At 70.7% G+C, this 21838-nt stretch carries 19 protein-coding genes and 1 riboswitch; of the genes, 8 read left to right on the top strand and 11 right to left on the bottom strand.

The annotated features are described in order from the left end of the window. Positions 1–173: 173 nt before the first annotated feature. A riboswitch (cyclic di-AMP (ydaO/yuaA leader) is annotated at positions 174–343 on the bottom strand. A 302-nt stretch (positions 344–645) separates the two neighbouring features. Beyond that, positions 646–1620 (bottom strand): C40 family peptidase, encoded by a 975-nt coding sequence (locus KIK09_RS49900; RefSeq protein WP_308164771.1) that lies wholly within the window; start codon positions 1618–1620, stop codon positions 646–648. Between the two features lie 98 nt (positions 1621–1718). Next, complete coding sequence (locus KIK09_RS49905) at positions 1719–3041, bottom strand: NYN domain-containing protein (RefSeq protein WP_214326628.1); 1323 nt, start codon at positions 3039–3041, stop codon at positions 1719–1721. A 131-nt stretch (positions 3042–3172) separates the two neighbouring features. Here KIK09_RS49905 and KIK09_RS49910 point away from each other — a divergent pair, with 131 nt between their 5' ends. Continuing rightward, the gene (locus KIK09_RS49910) at positions 3173–4222 is read left to right on the top strand and encodes a phosphotransferase family protein (protein WP_214326629.1); all 1050 of its coding nucleotides are present in this window, start codon (positions 3173–3175) and stop codon (positions 4220–4222) included. Here the strand turns inward: KIK09_RS49910 and KIK09_RS49915 are convergent. Both KIK09_RS49915 and KIK09_RS49920 read right to left on the bottom strand, forming a co-directional pair. Further along, positions 4212–4859 carry a response regulator gene (locus tag KIK09_RS49915; RefSeq protein WP_214326630.1) on the bottom strand — a complete coding sequence of 216 codons (648 nt, stop codon included), beginning with the start codon at positions 4857–4859 and terminating at the stop codon, positions 4212–4214. The two genes, KIK09_RS49910 and KIK09_RS49915, sit on opposite strands and share 11 nt — an antisense overlap. Continuing rightward, positions 4856–6040 (bottom strand): sensor histidine kinase, encoded by a 1185-nt coding sequence (locus tag KIK09_RS49920; RefSeq protein ID WP_308164772.1) that lies wholly within the window; start codon positions 6038–6040, stop codon positions 4856–4858. Before KIK09_RS49920 ends, KIK09_RS49915 begins: the two co-directional genes overlap by 4 nt. 110 nt (positions 6041–6150) lie before the next feature. On the opposite strand from KIK09_RS49920, the gene KIK09_RS49925 reads away from it, so the two are divergent. Genes KIK09_RS49925 through KIK09_RS49935 form a run of 3 tightly spaced genes read left to right on the top strand, consistent with a single transcriptional unit; the run spans position 6151 to position 8404 of the window. Continuing rightward, a complete protein-coding gene (locus tag KIK09_RS49925; protein ID WP_214326631.1) occupies positions 6151–6378 on the top strand; it encodes a hypothetical protein in 228 nt (75 codons plus the stop codon). Beyond that, entirely contained in the window at positions 6375–6866 is a 492-nt protein-coding gene (locus KIK09_RS49930; protein WP_214326632.1) for a PH domain-containing protein, read from the top strand. The genes KIK09_RS49925 and KIK09_RS49930 overlap by 4 nt, the downstream gene beginning before the upstream one ends. Continuing rightward, positions 6863–8404: a PH domain-containing protein gene (locus KIK09_RS49935; protein ID WP_214326633.1), complete on the top strand. Its 1542-nt coding sequence runs from the start codon at positions 6863–6865 to the stop codon at positions 8402–8404. The genes KIK09_RS49930 and KIK09_RS49935 overlap by 4 nt, the downstream gene beginning before the upstream one ends. 222 nt (positions 8405–8626) lie before the next feature. On the opposite strand, the gene KIK09_RS49940 is transcribed toward KIK09_RS49935, so the two are convergent. From KIK09_RS49940 to KIK09_RS49950, 3 genes are all read right to left on the bottom strand, one after another. Beyond that, positions 8627–10135 carry a hypothetical protein gene (locus KIK09_RS49940; RefSeq protein WP_214326634.1) on the bottom strand — a complete coding sequence of 503 codons (1509 nt, stop codon included), beginning with the start codon at positions 10133–10135 and terminating at the stop codon, positions 8627–8629. 79 nt (positions 10136–10214) lie between these two features. Continuing rightward, positions 10215–11654, bottom strand: a complete 1440-nt coding sequence (locus KIK09_RS49945; protein ID WP_214326635.1) for a serine/threonine-protein kinase — start codon at positions 11652–11654, stop codon at positions 10215–10217. Then, positions 11644–13125 carry a serine/threonine-protein kinase gene (locus KIK09_RS49950; RefSeq protein ID WP_214326636.1) on the bottom strand — a complete coding sequence of 494 codons (1482 nt, stop codon included), beginning with the start codon at positions 13123–13125 and terminating at the stop codon, positions 11644–11646. The genes KIK09_RS49945 and KIK09_RS49950 overlap by 11 nt, the downstream gene beginning before the upstream one ends. Positions 13126–13156: 31 nt before the next feature. Here KIK09_RS49950 and KIK09_RS49955 point away from each other — a divergent pair, with 31 nt between their 5' ends. Beyond that, a complete protein-coding gene (locus KIK09_RS49955; protein ID WP_372455803.1) occupies positions 13157–14860 on the top strand; it encodes a DEDD exonuclease domain-containing protein in 1704 nt (567 codons plus the stop codon). Between the two features lie 10 nt (positions 14861–14870). Next, positions 14871–15158, top strand: coding sequence for an Lrp/AsnC family transcriptional regulator (locus tag KIK09_RS49960; RefSeq protein ID WP_214326638.1), 288 nt, complete (start codon positions 14871–14873; stop codon positions 15156–15158). Positions 15159–15830: 672 nt separating this feature from the next. Here the strand turns inward: KIK09_RS49960 and qcrB are convergent. From qcrB to ctaE, 4 genes are read right to left on the bottom strand one after another with little or no spacing between them, the layout of a single operon-like run. After that, complete coding sequence (gene qcrB / locus KIK09_RS49965; RefSeq protein ID WP_214326639.1) at positions 15831–17468, bottom strand: cytochrome bc1 complex cytochrome b subunit; 1638 nt, start codon at positions 17466–17468, stop codon at positions 15831–15833. Next, entirely contained in the window at positions 17465–18574 is a 1110-nt protein-coding gene (gene qcrA, locus KIK09_RS49970) for a cytochrome bc1 complex Rieske iron-sulfur subunit (RefSeq protein ID WP_214326640.1), read from the bottom strand. The genes qcrB and qcrA overlap by 4 nt, the downstream gene beginning before the upstream one ends. Continuing rightward, positions 18571–19380: a cytochrome bc1 complex diheme cytochrome c subunit gene (qcrC, locus tag KIK09_RS49975; protein WP_214326641.1), complete on the bottom strand. Its 810-nt coding sequence runs from the start codon at positions 19378–19380 to the stop codon at positions 18571–18573. Before qcrC ends, qcrA begins: the two co-directional genes overlap by 4 nt. 14 nt (positions 19381–19394) lie before the next feature. After that, positions 19395–20048, bottom strand: coding sequence for an aa3-type cytochrome oxidase subunit III (gene ctaE / locus KIK09_RS49980; RefSeq protein ID WP_214326642.1), 654 nt, complete (start codon positions 20046–20048; stop codon positions 19395–19397). Positions 20049–20256: 208 nt separating this feature from the next. Here ctaE and KIK09_RS49985 point away from each other — a divergent pair, with 208 nt between their 5' ends. Together KIK09_RS49985 and trpD are read left to right on the top strand one after the other, a co-directional pair. Beyond that, a complete protein-coding gene (locus tag KIK09_RS49985) occupies positions 20257–20655 on the top strand; it encodes a response regulator (RefSeq protein ID WP_214326692.1) in 399 nt (132 codons plus the stop codon). An 8-nt stretch (positions 20656–20663) separates the two neighbouring features. Further along, positions 20664–21707 (top strand): anthranilate phosphoribosyltransferase, encoded by a 1044-nt coding sequence (gene trpD / locus KIK09_RS49990; RefSeq protein ID WP_214326643.1) that lies wholly within the window; start codon positions 20664–20666, stop codon positions 21705–21707. The last annotated feature ends 131 nt before the right edge of the window (positions 21708–21838 follow it).

Raw genomic sequence — 21838 nt, forward strand, 5'->3', positions numbered from 1 at the left:
TGGCGGTGGTAGCCGCCTTGACGGTGAAGGTGACGGCCGTCTGCGTCGCCGCCTGAGCCGCTGGGGCATGGAGGACCAGACCTCCGGCCGTCACGGTCATCGTGAGTGCCACACCACTCAGGGCAAGGCGGGACAGACGGGGGTTATTCGGGGGAATAGACAGGATTTCTCCTTGGGTCTTCCACGAACGCCTACCGGGTTAGCTGACGGATTCGGGCCTGGAAGACTCGCCCTACGGCACGCCACGCGCGCCGATTCACCCCTTTGATCCCTGGGGACGATAGGGATCTGTGGTTCCCCGGCTCCGTGCCTCCTGACTGCACGGACTCGGCCAATGGATCTTTATGCGTCCACATCGACCACCGCGCCGGGGTTCGATGTCGGTTGGCGGCGTCCTGGCTGGAGCACCGCGACGCCGTAAGCTACGCCGAACGGTCACGATCCGGCAAAGTGACAGCAAAGTTGTCAAGATCGAATAAGAGACTTGTAAAGCCTCCAACCCCTGCTGAACCGCGGGGCTCCGTTACCGAAAAGTGACCCTTCTCACATTTGGAGCCCCACCTGTGAGTCAGGTCCCAAATGTCACCCAAGTCACACGAATAACGGCAGGCCACGGCCTGCCGTCAGAGCGAGAGGGGCGCGAGGCTACGGGCGGATGGCGCCGGCGAAGCCGCTGGAGTAGTCGGAGAGCTTGACCACCTTGACCACGTCGCCCGTCTGGGGCGCGTGGACGATCTCGCCGTTGCCGGCGTACATGACGACGTGGCCGAGGCCGGAGTTGAAGATCAGGTCACCCGGCTCGAGGGCGTCCATGGAGACCTTGCGGCTCTGCCCCCAGGCCCACTGCTCCCACGTGGTGCGCGGGAGGGACACGCCCGCGGCCCGCCAGGCCGCCTGCATGAGACCCGAGCAGTCCCAGCCGCCCGGGCCGGTGCCGCCGAAGACGTAGGGCTTGCCGATCTGCGCGTAGGCGAACTTCAGCGCGGCCGCGGCGCTGCCGGAGGCGGGTCCGGTGTACACCTGGCCCTTGCTGTTGGGGTCGCCCGCGTTGTAGGCGCCCAGGCGGCGCAGCAGCTTCTTCTGCTGGCCGATGAGCTTGAGGATCTGGTCGCGTTCCTTGTCGACCGCGTCGCGGTGCTGGGCGGCCTCCTGGAAGGCCTCCTGGGCGCTGTCGCGGTCGGTCTTGAGCCCGCGGTTCTGCTCGTCGAAGGCGGTCAGGGTCGCGGCCCGCTCGGCCGTCAGCCGGTCGGCCAGGGCGAGCCCGCTGAGCATGCCCGCTGGGTCGCCCTGCTGGATGATCGCGGGCAGCGAGTCCGGGTCCGTGCCGGAGGTGTAGGCGTTGACGGCGATGGCCACGACCTGCTCGCGCAGGCCCGCCACGGCGGCGAGCTTGCTCTTGTAGCGGTCGTTCAGCTTGCCGTAGGACTCCTTGGCCTTCTTGTACTTCTCGTTGGCGGCGTTGTAGCGGTCGACGACCTTGTCCGCCTGGTCGTTGAGCTTGGCGAGCTTGGCCTTGGCCTGCTTGATCGTCGGCTTCGGCGCGGCCAGCGCGCCTCCGTTCGGCGAGAGCAGCAGCCCGATCACAAGACCAGCGGCAAGCGGCACCCGAACGAACTTCACAGCAACGCCCTCCCAGCGGATCACATCTGGGGCGAAATAGTACAGATGTGGCGGCTGAGGTGGTCAGATATTCCGCCGATTTGTCATCTGGACGAAATCTAGGCGCGGCCGAGCCTGCGCAGCAGCAAACCAGAAGGAACGGGTCTGGCACCCATCCGGCGTACGGACTCCGCCACCTCGCGGTCGGAGGAGACCACCGCGATGGCCCGGCCGGGCGGCTCCGCCCGCACCAGCTGGCGGATGAGGTCGTCGGCTATCTCCCCGGGCGCGCTGAACAGCACGCGCACCCCGCGGGGGGCCACGACCTGGACGGGGGCGTTGAGCTCCGCGCCGTCGAAGACCACGGTCACCTCGACCCTGGTCTGCGCCACGAGCCCGCCCAGCCCCGTCATCAGCCGGTTGCGCTGGTCGGCCAGGGTGAGCGTGCCGTAGCCGGTCTTGGTCACGTTGTAACCGTCGATGATCAGGTGCACCTGGGGCAGCGCCAGCAGCTGGTCGAGCAGCTGCGGGTCGTCGTCGGCCAGCGCCCGCGCCGGCACCCCGCGCACGCTGGGCGCGCCCGGGCTGACGGCGGCGACGGAGTCGGCCGGCTTGCTGATCGTGGTCGGCAGCGCCAGCTCCCTGCGCAGCCCCGCGGAGGCGTCCTGCAGCGCGTCGAGCAGGACGCGGATGCGCGCGTCCTCGATGCTGCGGCCCTCGCGGGCGGCCCTGCGGGAGGCCTCGAGCTGTTTCTCGGCGTCGGCCAGGCGCTCGCGCAGCCGCCGGAGCTCCTGCTCCCCCGCGCTGCCCGCGGCGCTGGCCGCCGATCTGGCCTCGCCGGCGGCGTGCTCCATCTCCTCGGCCCGCCGTACCGCGGACTTGGCGCGCTCGCGCGCGTCGTGCAGCTTGCGGCGGAGGTCCGAGTTCTCCGCGCGGGCCAGTTTGAGCTGCTCGCGCAGGCGGTCGGAGTCCTCCTTGGCGGAGTTCTTCTGCGCGGCGAGCTGCTCGCGCAGCTTGGTGACCGCCTCCTCCTGCGCCGAACCCTCGGCGGCCACGGCCGACTGCTCCAGGTCGGCCCGCGCGGCCTCGACCATCTCCGCCCAGCCGGGCGGGCGGGTGAGGTAGGCGGCGGCGGCCACGAGCACCGGGTCGGCCGCGGGCGGCACGTTGCCCTCGGCCAGCGCGGCCACCAGCTCGGGCCAGCCGGCGGCCACCGACTCCGCGACGACCTCGCGGAACTCCTTGTCGTTCTCCAGCTGGGCGGCGATCGGGGCGCTGCCGAGCTTGGCGCGCTTGCGCGGGTCGAACTTGGCGATGCCGCGCAGCGGCGGCGGGACGGCGACAGCGGGCATCGAGCCGAGGACCTGAGCGGCCAGGTCGACGACGTTCAGCCGCACCTGCTCGGGAAGCGGGCGAGACAGGCCTTCACCCGCTGAGCTCATCCCACTGTCCCTTCGTGACGTGCCCTTTCAGACAAGGGTACGGCTGCCGCGTACCTGACCGTAACCGGTCATCCCATATGGACAAGCGCTTGGTAGGGGTGTACGACTGTCCGGAGACCTGGAGGCCGACCATGACGGACGAGATGCGCACCTCCACACGTGACCTGGGGGAACTACAGGATCGCGTGTGCACGTGGCTGAGGGGCAGGATCGCCGGACCCGTCACCGTTTCGGAACTGTCGCGGCCCTCAGGAAACGGCATGTCGAGCGAGACGCTGTTCTTCACAGCCAACTCTCAGCGTTGCGTGGCCAGGATGGCCCCAGCAGCCGAGGCGGTACCCGTCTTCCCCGCCTACGACCTGCGGGCCCAGTTCGAGATCATGCGTCTGGCCAGGGAACGGGCGGGCATCCCCGCGCCCAGGGCGCTGTGGTTCGAGCCCGACCCCGAGCCGCTCGGCACGCCGTTCTTCGTGATGGAGCGCGAGGACGGCGAGGTCCCGCCGGACGTCATGCCGTACACGATGGGCGGCTGGCTGGCCGAGGCCGCGCCCGGCGACCGGCGGCGCCTGCAGGAGGCGACCGTGGCGATCGTGGCCGCGCTGCACGACGCGCCGTTCGCCGAACCGGACCTGGACGTGCTCGGCGGGCGCGGGCTGCGCGCGCACGTGGACGCGCAGCGCGCCTATTACGCCTGGGCGCACGCCGATCGGCCGATCCCGCTGCTCGAACGGGCCTTCGACTGGCTGGAGGCGCACTGGCCCGCCGACCCGGGACCCGACGTGCTGAGCTGGGGCGACGCCCGGATCGGCAACGTCATGTACCGGGACTTCACGCCGGTGGCGGTGCTCGACTGGGAGATGGCCGCGGTCGGGCCCAGGGAGCTCGACCTGGGCTGGATGATCTTCCTGCACCGCTTCTTCCAGGACATCGCGGTGGTGTTCGAGCTACCCGGGCTGCCCGGCTTCATGCGCCGCGAGGACGTCTGCCGCACCTACCGCGAGCTGACCGGCTACGAGCCGCGCGACATGGACTTCTACGAGACCTACGCGGCGCTGCGGCACGGGATCATCATGGCCAGGGTGTGGCAGCGCCGCATCCACTTCGGCGAGCAGCCCAGGCCTGACGACCCGGACGACCTGGTCATGCACCGCGCCGCTCTGGAGGAGCTGATCACGGGTTAGCGTCGTAGACCAGCAGCGCGATCTGGACCCGGTTGTTCAGCGCGAGCTTGGTCAGCACGCGCGAGACGTGCGCCTTGACCGTGGCCACGCTCATGTAGAGCTCCTTGGCGATCTCGGCGTTGGACCTGCCCTGCCCGACGGCCAGCGCCACCTCGCGCTCGCGCTCGCTGAGCCGGTCGAGCTGCGCCCGCGCGCCGTCGCGCCGCCCGCCGTTCCCGCCTTCCGATACGTGCGAGATGAGCTGCCTGGTCACCGCGGGCGACAGGATCGGCTCGCCGGCCGCCACCTTCCTGATCGACTCGACCAGGTCGCGCGGCGGGATGTCCTTGAGCAGGAACCCGGCCGCCCCGGCGCGCAGCGCGCGCAGCACCTGGGCGTCGGCGTGGAAGGTGGTCAGCACCACCACCTCGGGCGGCGCCGAGGTGGCGCGCAGCCGCTCGGTGGCGGTGAGCCCGTCGACCTCGGGCATCCGGATGTCCATCAGCACCACGTCCGGCCTGTGCTCGGCGATCATCGGCGGCACCTGGGCCCCGTCGCCCGCCTCCCCCACGATCTCGATGTCGCCCGCGCCCGAAAGGATCATCGAGAGCCCGGCGCGCACCAGCGCGTCGTCGTCCACGATCAGCACCCGGATCACGCGGCCTCCTTGGCCCGCCACGGCAGCCAGGCGCGCACCATGAAGTCGCCGCCGGGCGTCGGCCCGTGCTCGAGCCTGCCTCCTGCCAGCTCCGCCCGCTCGGTCAGGCCGATGAGCCCGGCCCCGGCTCCCGGGATGCGATGCCGTACACCCACTGGATTGCGCACCTCCACGGTCAAACCCTCCCCCTGTTTCCCCGACACGGTCACCGTCGCCGGGGCGCCGCCCGCGTGCTTGCGGGCGTTGGTGAGCGCCTCCTGCACGATGCGGTAGGCGTTGCGCCCGAGGCCCTCAGGGACCCCTTCGGGGAGCTCCGACAGCGTCACCTTCATGCCCGCTCCCCTGCACTCCTCCGCCAGCGCGGACAGATCCGCCAGCGTGGGCTGCGGCCGGTCGGGCACCTGCTCGTCGGACGAGGCCGAGCCCGCGGCGCGCAGCACCCCGATGACCTCGCGCAGGTCCTGCAGCGCCTGGTGCGCGCTCCCCCTGATAGCCCCTGCCGCCCTGGCGATCTCCTCGGGCGGCGCGTCGGGCCTGAACTCCAGCGCCCCGGCGTGCAGGCTCAGCATCGAGATCCGGTGGGCCAGCACGTCGTGCATCTCTCTGGCGATGCGCTCCCGCTCCAGCCGCTTGGCCTCCTCGGCCGCCAGGTCCGCCCGCTGGCGCAGCGACCAGACCAGCTGTCGCCTGGCCCGTACCACGACCCCCCAGGCGAAGACGGTCAGCACGATCGCGGTGCTGACCGCGAACTGGGCCATCGGCGGGAGGCTGTCGTCCCGCCCGAGCATGACGTAGGGCACCAGCGTGAGCAGGCTGAAGGCGGCGATCGGCCCGGAGATCTTGAACGGGCGGTGCACCGCCACGGTGAACAGGCCCACCACGGCGGCGCCGCCCACCAGCGTGAGGAAGCCCGACAGCGTCGTGGTCACCAGCGCCAGCGTCACCGGCCAGCGTCTCCGCGTCCATACCGCCGCGCACGAGAGCGCGCCGATGACCTGCTCGGTCACCAGCAGCGGCTCGGGATCCTTGCTGAGCTCAGGAGCGGTGACGAAGGCCAGCCCGCAGGCCAGCAGGAACATGATGGTGTCGACGATCCAGTCGCGGGTCGACCGCTTGACCGGCCGTCCCTCCTCGCCGTCCCCCAGCAGGACCGAGGGCAGCGCCCATCGATACTCCGTCACGTTGTCCGAGGTTATTGCCTTCGAGGAGCCGTTCGACAGCGACCAAAGTAGATGTGGCGCGCTACCTGTGGCCGAAGCGGGCGCGAACGGCCCGTCGGCAGGCTGAAGGCATGAAGGTGATACTCCAGCTGCTCGGCTGGCTGCTGCTTCTCCAAGGCGTGGGCGGCGTGATCAACACCCTCTTCGGGTGGTGGCGCTGGGCCCACGACTTCCTGCTGGTCAACCGGCTGCCGTTCCTGCACGGCTACGAGGTGTTCGGGGCCATCGTGATCGGCGTGCTCGGCCTGGTGCTGCTGTCGGCCGCCGAGTCGCTGACCAGGAAGGGAAGCAGCCGGTGAGCACGACCGCCCTGCGCCCGCCGCGCAACCAGGCCGATCCTCGGGCCGTCGCGTGGTGGACCGTCCAGGCGCTGATCCTGGCCGTGCCACTGGCCGTCACCGCCGTGGCCTGCTACTGGCTGTTCACCGGCCACGGGCTCCTGCTGGGCGTGGCCACGGTCGCCTTCGCCGTGCTGTGCCTGGCGCTGGCGCTCGCGGTGCCGCGCGCCTACTACCGGGTGGAGCGCTGGGAGGTGACCGCCGAGGCCGTCTACACGCGCAAGGGCTGGCTCACCCACACCTGGCGGGTCGCGCCGATGTCACGCATCCAGACGGTCGACACCGCGCGGGGGCCGGTGCAGCGGCTGTTCGGGCTGGCCGACGTCACCGTCACCACCGCCTCGGCGGCCGGGGCCATCAAGATCGAGGCGCTCGACCACGAGCAGGCCGCCGAGCTGGCGGAGCGGCTGACCGCGATCACCCAGGCCACCCCTGGAGACGCGACATGACCTGGCGCAAGTTGCCCACCAGGAGCCTGGCCGCCTCGGCGGTGATGTCGCTCGGCCTGGCGGTGCCCGGCGTGGTGGTCCTGGTCCGCGTGCTGTACGGGATGGACTGGCGGCTCACCGCCATGATCGCGGCGGCCGCCGGGCTCGTGGCGCTGATCGTGGCGGGCGCGCTGGCCTACGACCTGGCCCGGCTGCGCACCACCACGTGGAGGCTGACCGACGACCGGCTCGAGCTGCGCTCGGGCATCGCCGTCCGCCAGCACCGCTCGATCCCGCGCGACCGCGTGCGCAGCGTCGACGTCAAGGCCGACCCGGTACGGCGGGCCTTCGGCCTGACCGTGGTCAAGGTGGGCACCGGGGAGCACGCCGGCGAGCGCACGGAGCTGACCCTGGACCCGCTGACGCGCCAGGAGGCCGAGACGCTGCGCCGTACGCTGCTGCGCGGGGAGGCGGCCGGGCACGAGGACGGGCCGCTGGCCGAGCTGCGCTGGTCTTGGATCAGGTACGCGCCGCTGAGCGTGTGGTCCTTCGTGGGCGGGGCGCTGGTGCTCGGCGCGCTGTCCAAGATGCTCGACTGGTTCGGGGTGAACCTGTACACCACCGACACCGCCAAGGCAGTCTGGGAGTGGTTCGTCGCCCGGCCGTGGGTGACGGTGCCGCTGGTGGTCGCGGCCAACGCGGTGATCGGGACCGTGGGAGCGCTGCTGCTGTTCGCCGAGACCTGGGGGCGCTACCGGCTTGAGCGCGAGCCCGGGCGGCTGCGGCTGCGCCGGGGGCTGCTGACCAGCCGGTCGCTGACGCTGGAGGAGCGGCGGCTGCGCGGGGTGGAGCTGTCCGAGCCTCTGCTGCTGCGGCTGGGCGGGGGCGCCCGGGTCAAGGCGGTGGCCACGGGCCTGGCCAAGAAGGAGGAGGACGAACACGAGGACCTGGCCGCGCTGACCCCGCCCATGCCCAGGGACCTCGCCGAACGGGTCGCCACCCGGATCGCCCGCCTCTCCCCCTCGATGAGCGGTTTTGAGGCCGCCTCGGTCGGGGGCCGCGTGCGTGGCTCGGTCGTCGCTCCCGCGCCTGTCGCGGATCCGGGGTGGATCGGGCGGCTGCGCGGGCATCCGGGGACCGCGTTGCGGCGGCGGGTCGTGCGGGCGCTGGCGACCGTGGCGGTGCTCGCGGTGGCGGCCGCCGTGGCGCGCGACTGGACGGGCGCGTGGGTCTGGGCGGTGCCCGTGGTGGTGCTGCCGGTGGTGCTGTGGGTGGCCTTCGACGCCTACCGGGGGCTCGGGCACGCGCTGGGCGACCGGCACCTGGTGACCCGCGCGGGGTCGGCTGGGCGCAGCACGGTGGCCCTCGACCGCGGCGGCATCGTGGGGTGGACGATCAAGCAGTCGTTCTTCCAGCGCCGCGCCGGGCTGGTGACCGTCTCGGCCACGACTGCGGCGGGCAGGGGCCACTACGACGTGGTGGACGTGGGCCGCGGCGACGGGCTGGACCTGGCGGCGGCAGCCGTACCGGGCCTGCTCGAGCCGTTCCTGCGACGCTGACACGAAGGAGCCGCGGGATCTGGTGGACTTGCCCATGCCCCTGTACTGGGCAAGTTCGATCACGCGGCTCATGTGCTTGTTGAAATAAGCGTATTAACGCCACTTGCAGAGCAGTTGCAAACTTTTTGACCGCTGATGTCGAGACTGCAAGCGCTCGTCGCCGAGCCGCTACCACGCGGCATCCGCGTCGACCGCCCGCGCGAGGCCCAGGTGTGAGCCGGGCTAGCTGCCGACGGACTTCTTGAGGAAGGCGTCGAGCATGGCCTTGGTCATCGTCAGCGCGCCCGCGTCGGCGTCCTTCTGCGGCAGGAGCTCTATCTTGGGCGAGTTCGCCGGCTGGTCCTTGGGTCCTTCCGCGCCCGCGAAGTCGACCTGGATCACGAGCGCCGCCTTGCGTACGGTCACCGACGTGGTCCCGTTGAAGACCGCGCCCTTCTTGTAGGCCACGTACTGCGAGAACGCCTGGTCGCCCAGGTCCTTCAGCGTGACGGCCCTGCCCCAGGTGACGCCGCCGATCGACGAGCCCCCCATGTTCGCGGCGCCGCCCTGCTTCTCGGTGTAGAAGCCCTTGGCCGCGCCCTCGTCGGCGTCCCCCGCCCGGTTGGCGAACTGGTGCACGGTCACCAGCACGCTGCGGATCCGCTTGCGGTCGCCCGAGGGGAGGTCCAGGTTGAGCCAGCGGCACTCGGTCTGCGTGTCCGCGCCCTCCTCCAGGCCGCGGGCGCGCGTCGTCGCGCCGGGCACCAGCCCTTCGGCGGTCTTGGCAGCCGTCTGGCAGGCGGGCGGGAAGGCGGACAGCGGTGTCGGCGTGGCCTCGGGCGTCGCGGTCGGCGTGCTGGTGACGGCCTTGTCCGGCTGTGCCAGCGCGTCCGGGTGCGCGGCCTTCCACGCGGCGGCGCCCTTGGCGAAGTAGCCGGCCAGGGCGGTCACCTCGCGGATCGCGTTGGCCTCGTTGATCGACTGGGTGCTCTGGTTGGACAGCAGCTGGGCGTCCTTGCGCTGCTGACCCGCCTGGAACTTGACCTCGATCGTGAGGTCGCCGACGCGGGCCTGGGCGGTGCCGAAGGAGTACCACAGCAGCTTGCCGGAGCGTCGCCAGGTGTACTGGGCGAAGGCGGCGTCACCGACGCCCTGGACATCCTTGACCGGCGAGACGTACTCCTTCTCGCCCTTCTCCGGGGTGGGCTTGGCCGTCTCGACGTACTTGCCCTGGCTGTAGTCGACCTCGTAGGAGTTCTGAGCCATGGTCCTGCCGGTCTTGGCGCCGTCGCCCTTGTGCTGCGCGATCGTGACGTCGATCTCGCGGCTGCGCCAGAACTCGCCGAAGGAGATCCGCTGGTTCTGCCAGTTGCAGTGGAAGCTGATCGCGTACTCGGCGTCGCGCGAGTCCTTGGCCACGGTCGCGCGCGGCACCAGCCGGTCGGCCTCGGTCTGCGGCAGCATCGCGCACACGTCAGGGCCGGGGGCCGACAGCTGTCCTGCCGCCTGCGCGGTCTGCTTGGCCTGGGACGGCTGCGCCTGCTTGCGGAGGGCGGCCTTGCCGTACAGCAGGTAGGCGCCCGCTCCCCCGGCCAGCAGCACCACGACCACGACGGCCACCAGCGGCAGGACCCAGGGGCGGCGCCGCCTGGGCGGGGCAGGAGGCATCGGTGGCATGGTCGGTGGCTCGAACCGCCCGCCAGGCACCCGGTAGGGGTTGGTCGGCGGCTCGATGTCGCTGCCGGGATTCACTGAGGACTCCTGGGGGTTCGCCATGATTTGCGGTGAAACATGCTAGTCACGCCACTTGCATAACGCTTACAGGCATACGTCACTTGAGTCCCGCGAACACCAGCCGGGCGGCCCGCACGCTGGTGTCACGGGAGGCGGGAGCCGTGGCGGGCACGCGCTCGCGATGGTAGATCACCTCGCCGATCAGGTTGCTCGTGCGCAGCAGCACGGTGCTGTCGGAGTCGCCGCTGGAGGTGGAGTTGACGTACAGCTCGTAGGAATCCTGGACGAACGCCGCGTCGCCGAGTCCCGGCACGGCGATCACCTTGCCGGTGGTCCTGCGGAACGTGGTGCCCTCGCCGGCCGCCCGGGTGTCGCGCTCGCTGGCGAAGCGGACCTCGGCCGCGCCCGGCCCGCCGCGGCCGCCGCTCGGCGGCTCGGCCCTGGTCCGCACCGTCAGCACGCGGGCCACCTCGCTGCCCTCGCGCACCTGCCAGCGGCACTCGCCCTCCCTGGTGGCCGTGCGCTGCGCCCGGCCGCCGAGCAGCCCGGCGGCGTCGGCGTCCGTGAGCAGGGTGCACGGGTCCGGCGCCGCGGCGAACCTGCCGGTCTCCGGCGCGGTCAGTACGGCCACGCCGTACCAGCCGCCCGCGCCGAGCAGCACGACGGCGGCCAGCGCGAGCGCCACCAGCAAGCTGCGGCGGCGGCGCCGCGTGGGGACGGTGGGGGTGTCGGTCACGTTCATCAGCCGCTGCCGGACCTGCGCCGCCGCCGGGCGCGCGGCCGGGTCCTTGGCCAGCATGGCCATCAGCAGCCCGCCGAGCTCGCGCCCCGCCAGGCGCGGGAACGGCGGATCGTGCAGCAGTACGGCTGCCGCCACCGCGGCGGGCATCGCCCGTTCGAACGGCGGCCGCCCCTCCACGGCGGTGTAGAGGCCGGCCGCCAGCGACCACAGGTCCGAGGAGGGCCCGGAGCCGTGCTGGTTGAGCCGTTCGGGCGCCATGTACCCGGGTGAGCCCGCGGTGCCGTACAGCTGGCCCTGGCCGCCCATGGGGGTGGCGATGCCGAAGTCGGTGAGCACGGCCGAGCCGTCCGGCTCGATGAGGATGTTGGCCGGTTTGACGTCCTGGTGCAGGATGCCGTGGGCGTGCGCGACCTCCAGCGCCGACAGCACGCGCAGCCCGATGCGGGCGACGTGGCCGGCGGGCAGCGGGCCGTGGTCCCTGATGACCTCCTCGAGGGAGCGGCCCGCGGACAGGTCCATGATGATCCACGGCTGGTCGCCCTCCAGGACGACGTCGTGGATGAGCACGATGGCCGGGTCGCGCAGCCGGCCCGCGGCCCTGGCCTCGTGGATGGCCCGCTCGGCGAACTGGGCGCGCTCGCGCGGGTCGAGGTCGCGCGGCACGCGCACCTGCTTGACGGCCACGTTGCGCTGCAGGGTCTCGTCGACCGCCCGCCACACCGTGCCCGCGCCGCCCTCGCCGAGCCGCTCCATCAGTCGGTAGCGGCCGGCCAGGACGTACTGCTCAGCCCGCACGGCGAAGGGCCTGCTCGGTCTGCTTGGCGGCCTGCAGCGCCACCTGGCGCACCTGGTCGTCGGTGGGGCTGGTGGCCAGTGTCGTGTAGTCCACGCTCACCACCAGGTTGGTCAGCCGGTAGAAGACGTAGGCGGTGTGCACCTTGCCCGTCTTTCCTGTGAGCTCGAAGGCGAAGGCCTGCTCGCCCACGCCGCCGATGGTCCTGACCGGGGTGCGCCTGGCCTGCTGCGAGCCCTTGACGCCGATCTCCGGCCAGGTCCAGTCGATCTGGTCGTACTTGGTCCAGTAGCGCTGCTGGTTGGCGAAGAGCGTCTGCGCCGAGCGGGGCGTCATCGACCACGGGTCGGGGGTGTCGGAGTCCTTCTGGACCTGGACGGCGATCCCGGCGCCTGGCAGCTCCCAGCCGCACTTGGGGCCCAGGTCGTCGGAGCCGGGCTTGGGCTTGGGCGGCTGCCCGGTGCGCAGGAGACCGCCGACGTCCTGGGCGGACAGCAGGGTGCAGACGTTCATCGGCTGGGTGAAGGCCTCGGGGAGGGCGTTCTCGCCGGGCTTCAGCAGGAAGAACGCCGCGGCCGCCACCAGCACGACCGCCACGGCCGCGGCGATCCAGATCACGGCCCGCCCCCGGCGCCGGCCCACGTCCCGATTTATCGCGATAAATGGGGATTGGCCGGCGGCGATCTGGCGCAGCGCGTGGATGGCGGCCTGCGCGCCCGGCCTGGCGGCGGGGGCCCGTGCCATCATCGCCTCGAGCACCGGACCGAGCGGCTCGGGAGCCCGCGGCACCGGCTGGGTGAGCGTGGCCTTGATGCGGTCGGCCGGTGAGCCGTCGAAGGGCGGGTATCCCTGCACGGCCGTGAACAGCGTCGCGCCGAGCGACCACACGTCGCCGGCGGGCCCTCCCGGCTCGCCCTCGAGCCGCTCGGGGGCGATGAACCCGGGCGAGCCGATCATCAGGCCCTGCTCGGTGATCGTGGCCATGCCCTCCTGCCGGGCGATGCCGAAGTCGGTGAGTACGACCCGCCCGGTCTCGGTCAGGAAGACGTTGCCGGGCTTGACGTCGCGGTGCTGCAGGCCGTGCGCGTGCGCGGCCGACAGCGCCTCCAGGACGTCGGCGCCGATCCTGGCCACCTGCTGGGCCGGCATCGGCCCGCGGGCCCGCACGGCGTCGGCCAGCGTCTGGCCGCGCAGCAGCTCCATCACCAGCCACGGGCGCTCGTGCTCGACGATCACGTCGTGCAGCGCGACGACGCCGGGATGGCGCAGCATCGCGGTCGCCTGCGCCTCCCGCACCGCCCTGGTCACCAGGTCGGAGCGCATCTTGGCCGGGAGGTTCTCCTGCAGGGTGAGCTCCTTGACCGCCACCTCGCGATCAAGCATCTCATCCCTGGCCAGCCACACCCTCCCCATGCCGCCGCTGCCCAGCGGACGCACCAAGGAGTAGCGGTCGGCAAGTCGTCCCCCGGGCATACAGGGAAGGATACTGTCGGTGCCTGCTTCTATGGTCTTGGTCGTGGATGCGGTTCAAGGCACTCTCGACGAGCTCGGCACCCCGCTGAGCGACGCCACCTTCGTCGTCTTCGACCTGGAGACGACCGGCGGCTCCCCTGCCGAGGACACGATCACCGAGATCGGCGCGGTGAAGGTCCGGGCGGGCGAGGTGCTCGGCGAGTTCTCCACCCTCGTGGATCCTGGAGGGCCGATCCCTCCCTTCATCTCCGTGCTGACCGGCATCACCGACGCCATGGTGGTGGCCGCGCCGCGCATCGAGGCGGTGCTGCCCAGCTTTCTCGAGTTCATCACCGGCGCCGTCCTGGTGGCCCACAACGCCAGCTTCGACACCCGCTTCGTCAAGGCCGCCTGCGCCGCCAACGGCTACCCGCCGCCCAACAACCCGGTCGTCGACACCGTCGACCTGGCCCGCCGGGTGCTGACCCGCGACGAGACGCCCAACCACCGCCTCGCCACGCTGGCCCGCTTCTTCCGCTCCCCCGTCGAGCCCTGCCACCGTGCCCTGCAGGACGCCAGGGCCACCGTCGACGTGCTGCACGGCCTGATCGAGCGGGCCGGCTCCTTCCAGGTGCACACGCTCGAGGAGCTCAAGTCGTTCGTCCGCGCGCCCACGCCCGAGCAGCAGCGCAAGCGCCACCTGGCCGAGCAGGTGCCGCACGCGCCCGGTGTCTACCTGTTCGAGGACGAGCGCGGCGAGGTCCTCTACATCGGCAAGTCCACCAACCTGCGCAACCGCGTCCGCTCCTACTTCACCGCCTCCGAGACCAGGCCCCGCATCCGCGAGATGATCGGCATTGCCGACCACGTCCGCCACATCGTGTGCGCCACGCCGTTAGAGGCTGAGGTGCGGGAGCTGCGCCTCATCGGCGGGGCCAAGCCCCGCTACAACCGGCGCTCCCGCTTCCCCGAGAAGATGGTGTGGCTCAAGCTGACCGTCGAGCCGTTCCCGCGGCTGTCGATCGTGCGCGAGGTCAAGGACGACGACGCCGCCTATCTCGGGCCGTTCACCAGCAACCGCTCGGCCGACGACGCCCGCATCGCGCTGCACGAGGCGGTGCCGCTGCGGCAGTGCACCCAGCCGATCACGCCGCGGTCCCGCCGTTCCGCCTGCGTGCTGCACGAGATGGGGCGCTGCGGCGCGCCCTGCGAAGGGCGCGAGACCGTCACCGACTACTCCCTCCACGTGGAGAACGCGCGCAAGGCCATGACGCTCGACGCCTCGATGGTCTTCACCGCGGTCCAGGCGCGCATGGAGCGGCTGTCGGTGGAGCAGCGCTACGAGGAGGCCTCCGTCGACCGCGACCGGCTCGCCGCCTTCGTCCGCACGGCCGCCCGCATGCAGCGCCTGTCGGCGATCACCCGCATCCCGCAGCTGGTCGCCGCCGCGCCCGCCTTCGACGGCGGCTGGGAGATCCACGTCGTCCGCTACGGCCGTCTGGCCGCCGCGGGCGTCATGCCCCGCGGAGCCCACCCGGTCCCTTTCGTCGAATCCCTGGTCGCCACGGCCGAGACCGTCATCCCCGGCCCCGGTCCCGTCCACGCGGCCAGCGCCGAGGAGACCGAGTGCATCCTGCGCTGGCTGGAGTCGCCGGGCACACGCCTGGTCGAGGTCGACGGCGAGTGGGCGCTGCCCGCCCGCGGCGCCGCCCGTCACAAGGCCCGCATCGAGCTGGCCTACAAGCCTCTCCGCTAGAGTTGGGCGCATGGTCACGGCAATCGTTCACATCAACGCCGAGGTGGACCGGATTCCGGAGGTCGCCCAGACGATCGCCGAGATCGACGGGGTCGGCGAGGTCTACTCGATCACCGGCGAATACGACCTGCTGGCGATGGTCCGCGTCGCGGCCTACGAGCAGATCGCCGAGATCGTCCCCGGGCGCATCAACAAGGTCTCCGGAGTCTTGCACACCGAGACCCACATCGCCTTCCGCGCCTACTCCAAGCACGACCTCGACGCCGCCTTCTCCATCGGCCTCAACGAGTCCGACTAGCCCCCACATCCCCTGCCTCCAGCCCCAGCAGCCCGTCCCCAGGGCAACCCACCCGCGCGCACTCCTCACGCGCGTGCTTCTCGTCGCGCGCTCCCCACGCGCGCTCCTCGCACGCGCCCGTATCGCACGCGCGCTCCTCGCCCGGGCACTCCGCACACGCGCCCGCATTGCACGGGCACTCCCCGAGGCGGGTTCTCCTGTACGGCATGCCCCGCCACCGGCCGCCCATCGCACTTCGGTCACCGACCTCAGCCCGGCGCTTCCGGCGAGTCGATGACACTTGCCCACCGCCACGGCGCTTCGTAACCCACGCACCCGGGCCCCACTCCCCGCCGCACAAGGCGCCGACCACCACCACACACCACCTCGCCGACCCTGCGTTGGGGAAAGCGGCAGGTGGTGTTCTCGTGCGGCGGGTAGGGCGTGTAGTCGGTGCCTGGGTCTCGGAAGACGTGGCGGTGGGTGAGGGGCACCGACTCGCCGGAAGCGCCGGGCGCGGGTCCTCAGCCGAAGTGCGGTGGGCGGCCGGTAGGGCGGCTTGCCGTAGGAGAGCGAGGCCGTAGGAGAGAGGGGGCTGCCGGGTGAGGGCAAGGGGGTTGTCGTAGCGGAGAAAGGGGTGCGGGGACGCGAAAGGCCCGGACCGCGGGGCGGCCGGGCCTTTGCGTTGGATGGTTAGTGCTTGTCCTCGCCGGCGGTGAGGGCGGGGTGCTCCTCCTCGTGAGGGTGACCCTCGTCGAGGGGGATCTTCTCGCCACCGTAGGCCTTGGACATGCGGCCACGCAGCTTGCCGAGCGGCCCGCGCATGCCCTTGGGCGGGATGCCCGCGGTGTCCTCGTCCACGTCGACCGCGGGCACCGCCGACTTGCTCCGCAGCACCGCCTCGTCGTGGGCGTCCGGCGACGTGTGGACCTCGATGAACTCACCGTGCGGCAGGCGCTTGATGACACCGGACTCCACACCGTGCCCGATGACCGCCGCGTCGGAACGCTGCAGACCGAGGCAGATGCGGTAGGTGACGATGTACGTCAGCACCGGCACCACGAAGATCGCCACGCGGCCCGCGTAGGTGGTCGCGTTCAGGCTGATGTGGAAGTTCGCCGAGAACTCGTCGTTGGCGCCCATGACCCACAGCACGCCGTAGAACGCGATGGCCGTCATGCCGATCGAGGTGCGGTGCGGGTTGTTGCGCGGGCGGTCGACGATGTGGTGCTCGCCCTTGTCACCCGTCACCCAGCGTTCCAGGAACGGATAGAGCGCCAGGCCCGTCATGATGATGCCCATCGGCACCAGCGCCGGGATGATCACGTTCAACGGCAGCGTGCCCGCGTGAGCCGTGCCGAAGAGGTTGATCTCCCACGACGGCATGATGCGCAGCGCGCCCTCGAGGAAGCCCATGTAGAAGTCGGGCTGCGAACCCGCCGAGACGTCCGCCGGGGTGTAGGGACCGAACAGCCAGATCGGGTTGATCTGGGCGAAGGTCGCCAGACCCGCGATCACCGCGAACGTGAACAGCGTGAGCGCTCCGGCCTTGGCCATGAAGGCCGGGTAGAACGGCGCGCCGACCACGTTGTGGTTGTTGGCTTCCTTGCCGGGCATCTGCGTGTGCTTCTGCACCCAGGTGAGGGTCACGTGGGCGCCGATGAGCGCCAGCAGGATGCCGGGGATGAGCAGGATGTGCAGCGAGTAGAACCGGGAGATGACATCCTCACCCGGATATTCACCGCCGAACAGGAAGAACGTGATGTAGGTGCCGACCAGCGGCAGCGAGATCGCCACACCCTCGGTGATGCGCAGACCGGCGCCGGACAGCAGGTCGTCGGGCAGCGAGTAGCCGGTCAGGCCCTCGGCCAGCGCCAGCGTCAGCAGGATGACGCCGATGAGCCAGGTGATCTCACGGGGCCTGCGATAGGCGCCCATGAAGAACACCCGGAGCATGTGGATCGTCATGCTGGCCACGAACATCAGGGCCGACCAGTGGTGCATCTGCCGCACGAGCAGACCACCCCTGACCTCGAAACTGATGTCCAGCGACGAGGCGTAGGCCTCCGACATCGCCACGCCCTTGAGCGGGGCGTACACGCCGTTGTAAATGACCTCCTGCATGCTGGGCTTGAACCAGAACGTCAGGAACGTACCGGTCAGCAGCAGCAGGATGAACGAGTACAGCGCGATCTCGCCCAGCAGGAACGTCCAGTGATCGGGGAAGATCTTGCGCAGGTTTCGCTTGAGGAAGTTGCCCGCCCCGAGCCGGTCGTCGAGGAACGTCGACGGGCCCACGATCGCCTTGGGGACCGCTGTCATCTCGCTCATGCACTGCCTCCCTCACGGGCCGCGGCCTCGGCGTCGCCGCGCTCCCAGTAGCTGGGACCGACGGGGACGGCGAAGTCGCCCTTGGCCACCAGGAAGCCCTCACCGTCGACGGTGATCGGCAGCTGCGGCAGCGGACGGGCGGCCGGGCCGAAGATGACCTTCGCGCCGTCGGCGGCGTCGAACGTCGATTGGTGACAGGGGCACAGGATGTGGTGGGTGGTCTGCTCGTACAGGGCCGCGGGGCAGCCCACGTGCGTGCAGATCTTGGAGTAGGCCACGATCCCGTCGTGGATCCAGTTCTGGTTCACGCCCGACTTGATCTCCTCCGGGCGGAACTTGATCAGGATGAGCGTGGCCTTGGCGAGGGCGGTCATGTCGGTCTCGAAACCCTCGGGGATCACCGACAGGATGCCGCCCGGCGAGTTGAAGTCCGCCGCGCGGATCGGCTGGCCGGTGCCCTCGACGACGAGCCTGCGCGGCTTGCCGTCCTTGGTCGGCAGGCCCCAGACGGTGTGACGCAGCAGCTTGTTGAACTGCGAGGCCGGCATCTTGCTGTTGTCCAGGTCGCGCAGCAGGACCAGCGGGATGAGGCCGAGCGGGGCCGCGGCAAGCAGCAGGGTGCGGCGCAGCATCTTGCGCTTGACGAAGCCGCTCTCGTTGGCGCCCTGCAGGAACGTCTCGGCGACGACTTCCTTGGTGGCGTCGTCGGAGCCCATCGCGTGGCGTTCCTGGATGAGCTTGTACTTCGGCATGATCTGGCGGACCCAGACCACCACGCCGACGGCCAGCCCCATCAGGGCCAGCGTCAGCGTGCTGCCGAGCGCAAGCGTGGAAAGTCCGGTCGCCTCGGGCGTGCCGACCTGCAGCTGCACGTACAGGATGATGAAGGCGATGGCGGAGATGAAGGTGATCGTGAAGCAGAGCGCCACGATCCTCTCGGCCTTGCGGACCTTCTTCTCATCCTGGATGAGGATCCCGGGCACGTTGGGGTCCGCTTCCACCGGCTTGGACGTGCCGAGCATCGAGGTGCCCGGCGCGGGGGTGCCGATCACGCGCTTGGGCACGCGCTCGTCCGGCTGCTCGATCTCGTGCTCGTTGTCAGTCATGACTTCTGTCGCTTCTTCGCGGTGATCCAGATGGTGGCAAGGGCAAGGGCGCTGAGGCCTACCACCCAAGCTACGAGACCTTCGGTCACAGGGCCAATACGGCCGAGTCCGAAGCCTCCCGGGTCCTTCTGCTCACGGACCTGGGTGATGTAGGCGATCATGCTGCGCTTCTCTTCCGGCGTGATCGTCGTGTCGTTGAAGACCGGCATCGCCTGCGGGCCGGTGATCATCGCCTCGTAGATCTGCTGGGGAGAGGCCTCGTTGAGGTTGGGCGCGTACTTGCCCTTGGTCAGCGCACCGCCCGCACCGACCCAGTTGTGGCACTGGATGCAGTTCGCGCGGAACAGCTCGCCGCCCTTGCCCGCGTCGCCGAGCGCGGGGTCGACCTGCTCCTTGCCCGGCACCTGAGGACCGCCGCCCAGCGACTGCACGTAGGCGCCCAGCTGGCGGATGGCCTCGGGGGTCGCCCAGTGGGCGACGGGCTTGCGCGGTGCCTGGGAGCCCGGGTCAGCGGCCGGCATGCGGCCCGTGCTCACCTGGAAGTCGACCGCCGCCGCGCCGACGCCGACGAGCGTCGGCCCCGTCGCGGTGCCCTGCGCGTTCAGTCCGTGGCAACTGGAGCAGTGTGCCTGGAACAGGCTCTTACCCTCCGCAACGTCGTCCAGCTTGCCGGCCGCGAGTGCCGCGTCGGCGGGCCTGCTCGCCTGCCCGAAGGCGGTGTAGGCCAGGCCGGCCAGCGCCAACGCGAAAAGCAGGACGGCGTATCTCGCGAGGGGATGCCGCCGCCAAGCGGTGATCCTAATCACAGAGATCCCGTTCCTTAACGAATGATGTAGATGGTCGCGAATAGGCCGATCCAGACCACGTCCACGAAGTGCCAGTAGTAGGACACGACGATCGCGCTGGTGGCCTGCTCATGCGTAAAGCGCTTCGCGGCGTACGTGCGTCCCAGCATGAACAGGAACGCGATCAGGCCACCGGTCACGTGCAGGCCGTGGAAGCCCGTCGTGAGATAGAACACCGAGGTGTAGGCGTTCGCGGAGAGGGTCGCGCCTTCCTTGGCGAGCTCGCCGTACTCGTACAGCTGACCGGCGACGAAGATCGCGCCCATGACGAAGCTGACGAGGTACCAGAAGCGGAGCTTGCCGACCTGACCCTTTTCCGCCGCCCACACGCCCATCTGGCACGTCACACTCGACAGCACCAGGATGATCGTGTTGACCGTCGCGAACGCGACATTCAGGTGAGCGCCTTCTTCGGCGTGCGCGCCGAGGGGCAGCAGGGCGGGACCCCAGTCGAGGCCCTTCCCCTCGCTCACTGACCGGATGGTGAAGTACATCGCGAACAGCGCCGCGAAGAACATGAGCTCAGAGGACAGCCACACGATCGTCCCGACGCTGACCAGGTTGGGTCTGCGGGACGAGGGTGGTGTCGTCGTCGAAGTTATTGCGGATGCTGTCGCCACGGCCCACATTATTGCGGCTCCAGTGGTCGGTCCGGCGCACGACCCCCCGTTAGCAGGAACAAACGCCCACCCAACCTGGGATAATTAGCCCAAACAACCCACCAGGGGCGGCAGCCTGGGATTGCGCGCCGAAGCACCGGTACGATCCAGGGTGACCATACCGCTACGACCGATAGTGAGTGCGACCGTGAGCACGACTGGCAGCACCGAGGACACGATGAAGGTGCTCGTCTACAGCGACGACGCAGGCACCCGCGACAAGGTACGGCAGGCACTCGGCCGCAGGCCGGCCGCGGACGTCCCGTTCGTGGAGATCATCGAGTGCGCCACCGAGCCCAAGGTCCACCAGTGGCTCGGCTCCGGCGACATCGACGTGGCGGTGCTCGACGGCGAGACCCAGCCGGCGGGCGGCATGGGCGTGTGCCGGCAGGCCAAGGACGAGGTCTACAACTGCCCGCCGGTGGCGCTGATCATCGCCAGGCGCGACGACCGCTGGCTGGCCGACTGGTCCAAGGCCGACGCCGTGATCCCGCAGCCCCTCGAGCCGATGACCGTCGCCGACACGGTCGCCGAGCTGATGCGCCGCCGCTCCTCGACCCGACTCAACGCGAAGTAGGTACCGAGATGGACTCCCGGACGACCTGGCCTGCACTGCTGTCGGCGCTCCTCGCGGGCGAGCATCTGACCGCCGACGAGACGGCCTGGGCGATGCGGGAGATCATGTCGGGGTCCGCGACCCCTGCCCAGATCGCGGGCTTCGCGATCGCGCTGCGCGCCAAGGGCGAGACCGTGGCCGAGGTCGTCGGCCTGGCCCGCACGATGCTCGAACTGGCCACCCCGCTCACGGTCGAGGGTCCGGTGGTCGACATCGTGGGCACCGGCGGCGACCGCGCGCACACCGTGAACGTCTCGACCATGGCCGCCATCGTGGCCGCGGGCGCGGGCGCCCGCGTGGTCAAGCACGGCAACAGGGCGGCCTCCTCCTCCTGCGGCGCCGCCGACGTGCTCGAGCACCTGGGGATCCTGCTCGACCTGACGCCCGAGCAGACGGCCCAGGTGGCGCGCGAGGCGGGCATCGCCTTCTGCTTCGCGCCGGTCTACCACCCGGCGCTGCGCTTCGCCGGTCCGCCCCGCAAGGAGCTGGGCGTGCCGACGATCTTCAACTTCCTCGGCCCGCTCACCAATCCGGCCCGCCCCGCCGCCCAGGCCATCGGTGTCTTCGACGCCAGGATGCTGCCGGTGCTCGCGGGCGTTTTCGCCGAGCGCGGCGTCTCGGCGCTGGTCTTCCGCGGCGACGACGGGCTCGACGAGCTCACCATCGCCACCACCTCGACCGTGTGGGTGGTCAAGGACGGGCAGGCCACCCAGACCGTCTTCGACCCCGCGGTGCTCGGCATCCCGCGCGCAGACGCGGGCGCGCTGCGCGGCGGTGACGTCGAGTTCAACGCGCAGGCGGTGCACGACCTGCTCCGCGGCAAGACGGGGCCGGTCCGCGACGCCGTCCTGCTCAACGCGGCTGCCGCGCTGGTCGCCCTCGACGGGCCCGGCGACGACCTCGACTCCGCCATGATCGACGGCTACGCGCGCGCGGTCCAGGCGGTCGACTCCGGCCGCGCGGCCGCGACCCTCGACCGCTGGATCGAGACGAGCCGCTCCCTCCGCCGATAGTCATCCGACTGCGGATAGTTATCTGACTGTTGCACGGCGGGCCGCCGGCACCGGCCGCCCGCCGCTCTTCGGCTGAGGACCCGCGACCGGCGCTCGCGGCGAGTCGATGACACTCGCCCGCCGTCACGGCG

It is taken from the genome of Nonomuraea sediminis (genome assembly GCF_018531495.1).
Taxonomy (GTDB): domain Bacteria; phylum Actinomycetota; class Actinomycetes; order Streptosporangiales; family Streptosporangiaceae; genus Nonomuraea; species Nonomuraea sediminis.

Bases quoted from the DNA above. Each gene is read 5' to 3' on its own strand.
- KIK09_RS49905 (WP_214326628.1), bottom strand. From the start codon at position 3,041: ATGAGCTCAGCGGGTGAAGGCCTGTCTCGCCCGCTTCCCGAGCAGGTG.
- KIK09_RS49910 (WP_214326629.1), top strand. From the start codon at position 3,173: ATGACGGACGAGATGCGCACCTCCACACGTGACCTGGGGGAACTACAG.
- KIK09_RS49925 (WP_214326631.1), top strand. From the start codon at position 6,151: ATGAAGGTGATACTCCAGCTGCTCGGCTGGCTGCTGCTTCTCCAAGGC.
- KIK09_RS49935 (WP_214326633.1), top strand. From the start codon at position 6,863: ATGACCTGGCGCAAGTTGCCCACCAGGAGCCTGGCCGCCTCGGCGGTG.
- KIK09_RS49950 (WP_214326636.1), bottom strand. From the start codon at position 13,125: ATGCCCGGGGGACGACTTGCCGACCGCTACTCCTTGGTGCGTCCGCTG.
- KIK09_RS49955 (WP_372455803.1), top strand. From the start codon at position 13,157: ATGGTCTTGGTCGTGGATGCGGTTCAAGGCACTCTCGACGAGCTCGGC.
- KIK09_RS49960 (WP_214326638.1), top strand. From the start codon at position 14,871: ATGGTCACGGCAATCGTTCACATCAACGCCGAGGTGGACCGGATTCCG.
- qcrB (WP_214326639.1), bottom strand. From the start codon at position 17,468: ATGAGCGAGATGACAGCGGTCCCCAAGGCGATCGTGGGCCCGTCGACG.
- qcrA (WP_214326640.1), bottom strand. From the start codon at position 18,574: ATGACTGACAACGAGCACGAGATCGAGCAGCCGGACGAGCGCGTGCCC.
- ctaE (WP_214326642.1), bottom strand. From the start codon at position 20,048: ATGTGGGCCGTGGCGACAGCATCCGCAATAACTTCGACGACGACACCA.
- KIK09_RS49985 (WP_214326692.1), top strand. From the start codon at position 20,257: ATGAAGGTGCTCGTCTACAGCGACGACGCAGGCACCCGCGACAAGGTA.
- trpD (WP_214326643.1), top strand. From the start codon at position 20,664: ATGGACTCCCGGACGACCTGGCCTGCACTGCTGTCGGCGCTCCTCGCG.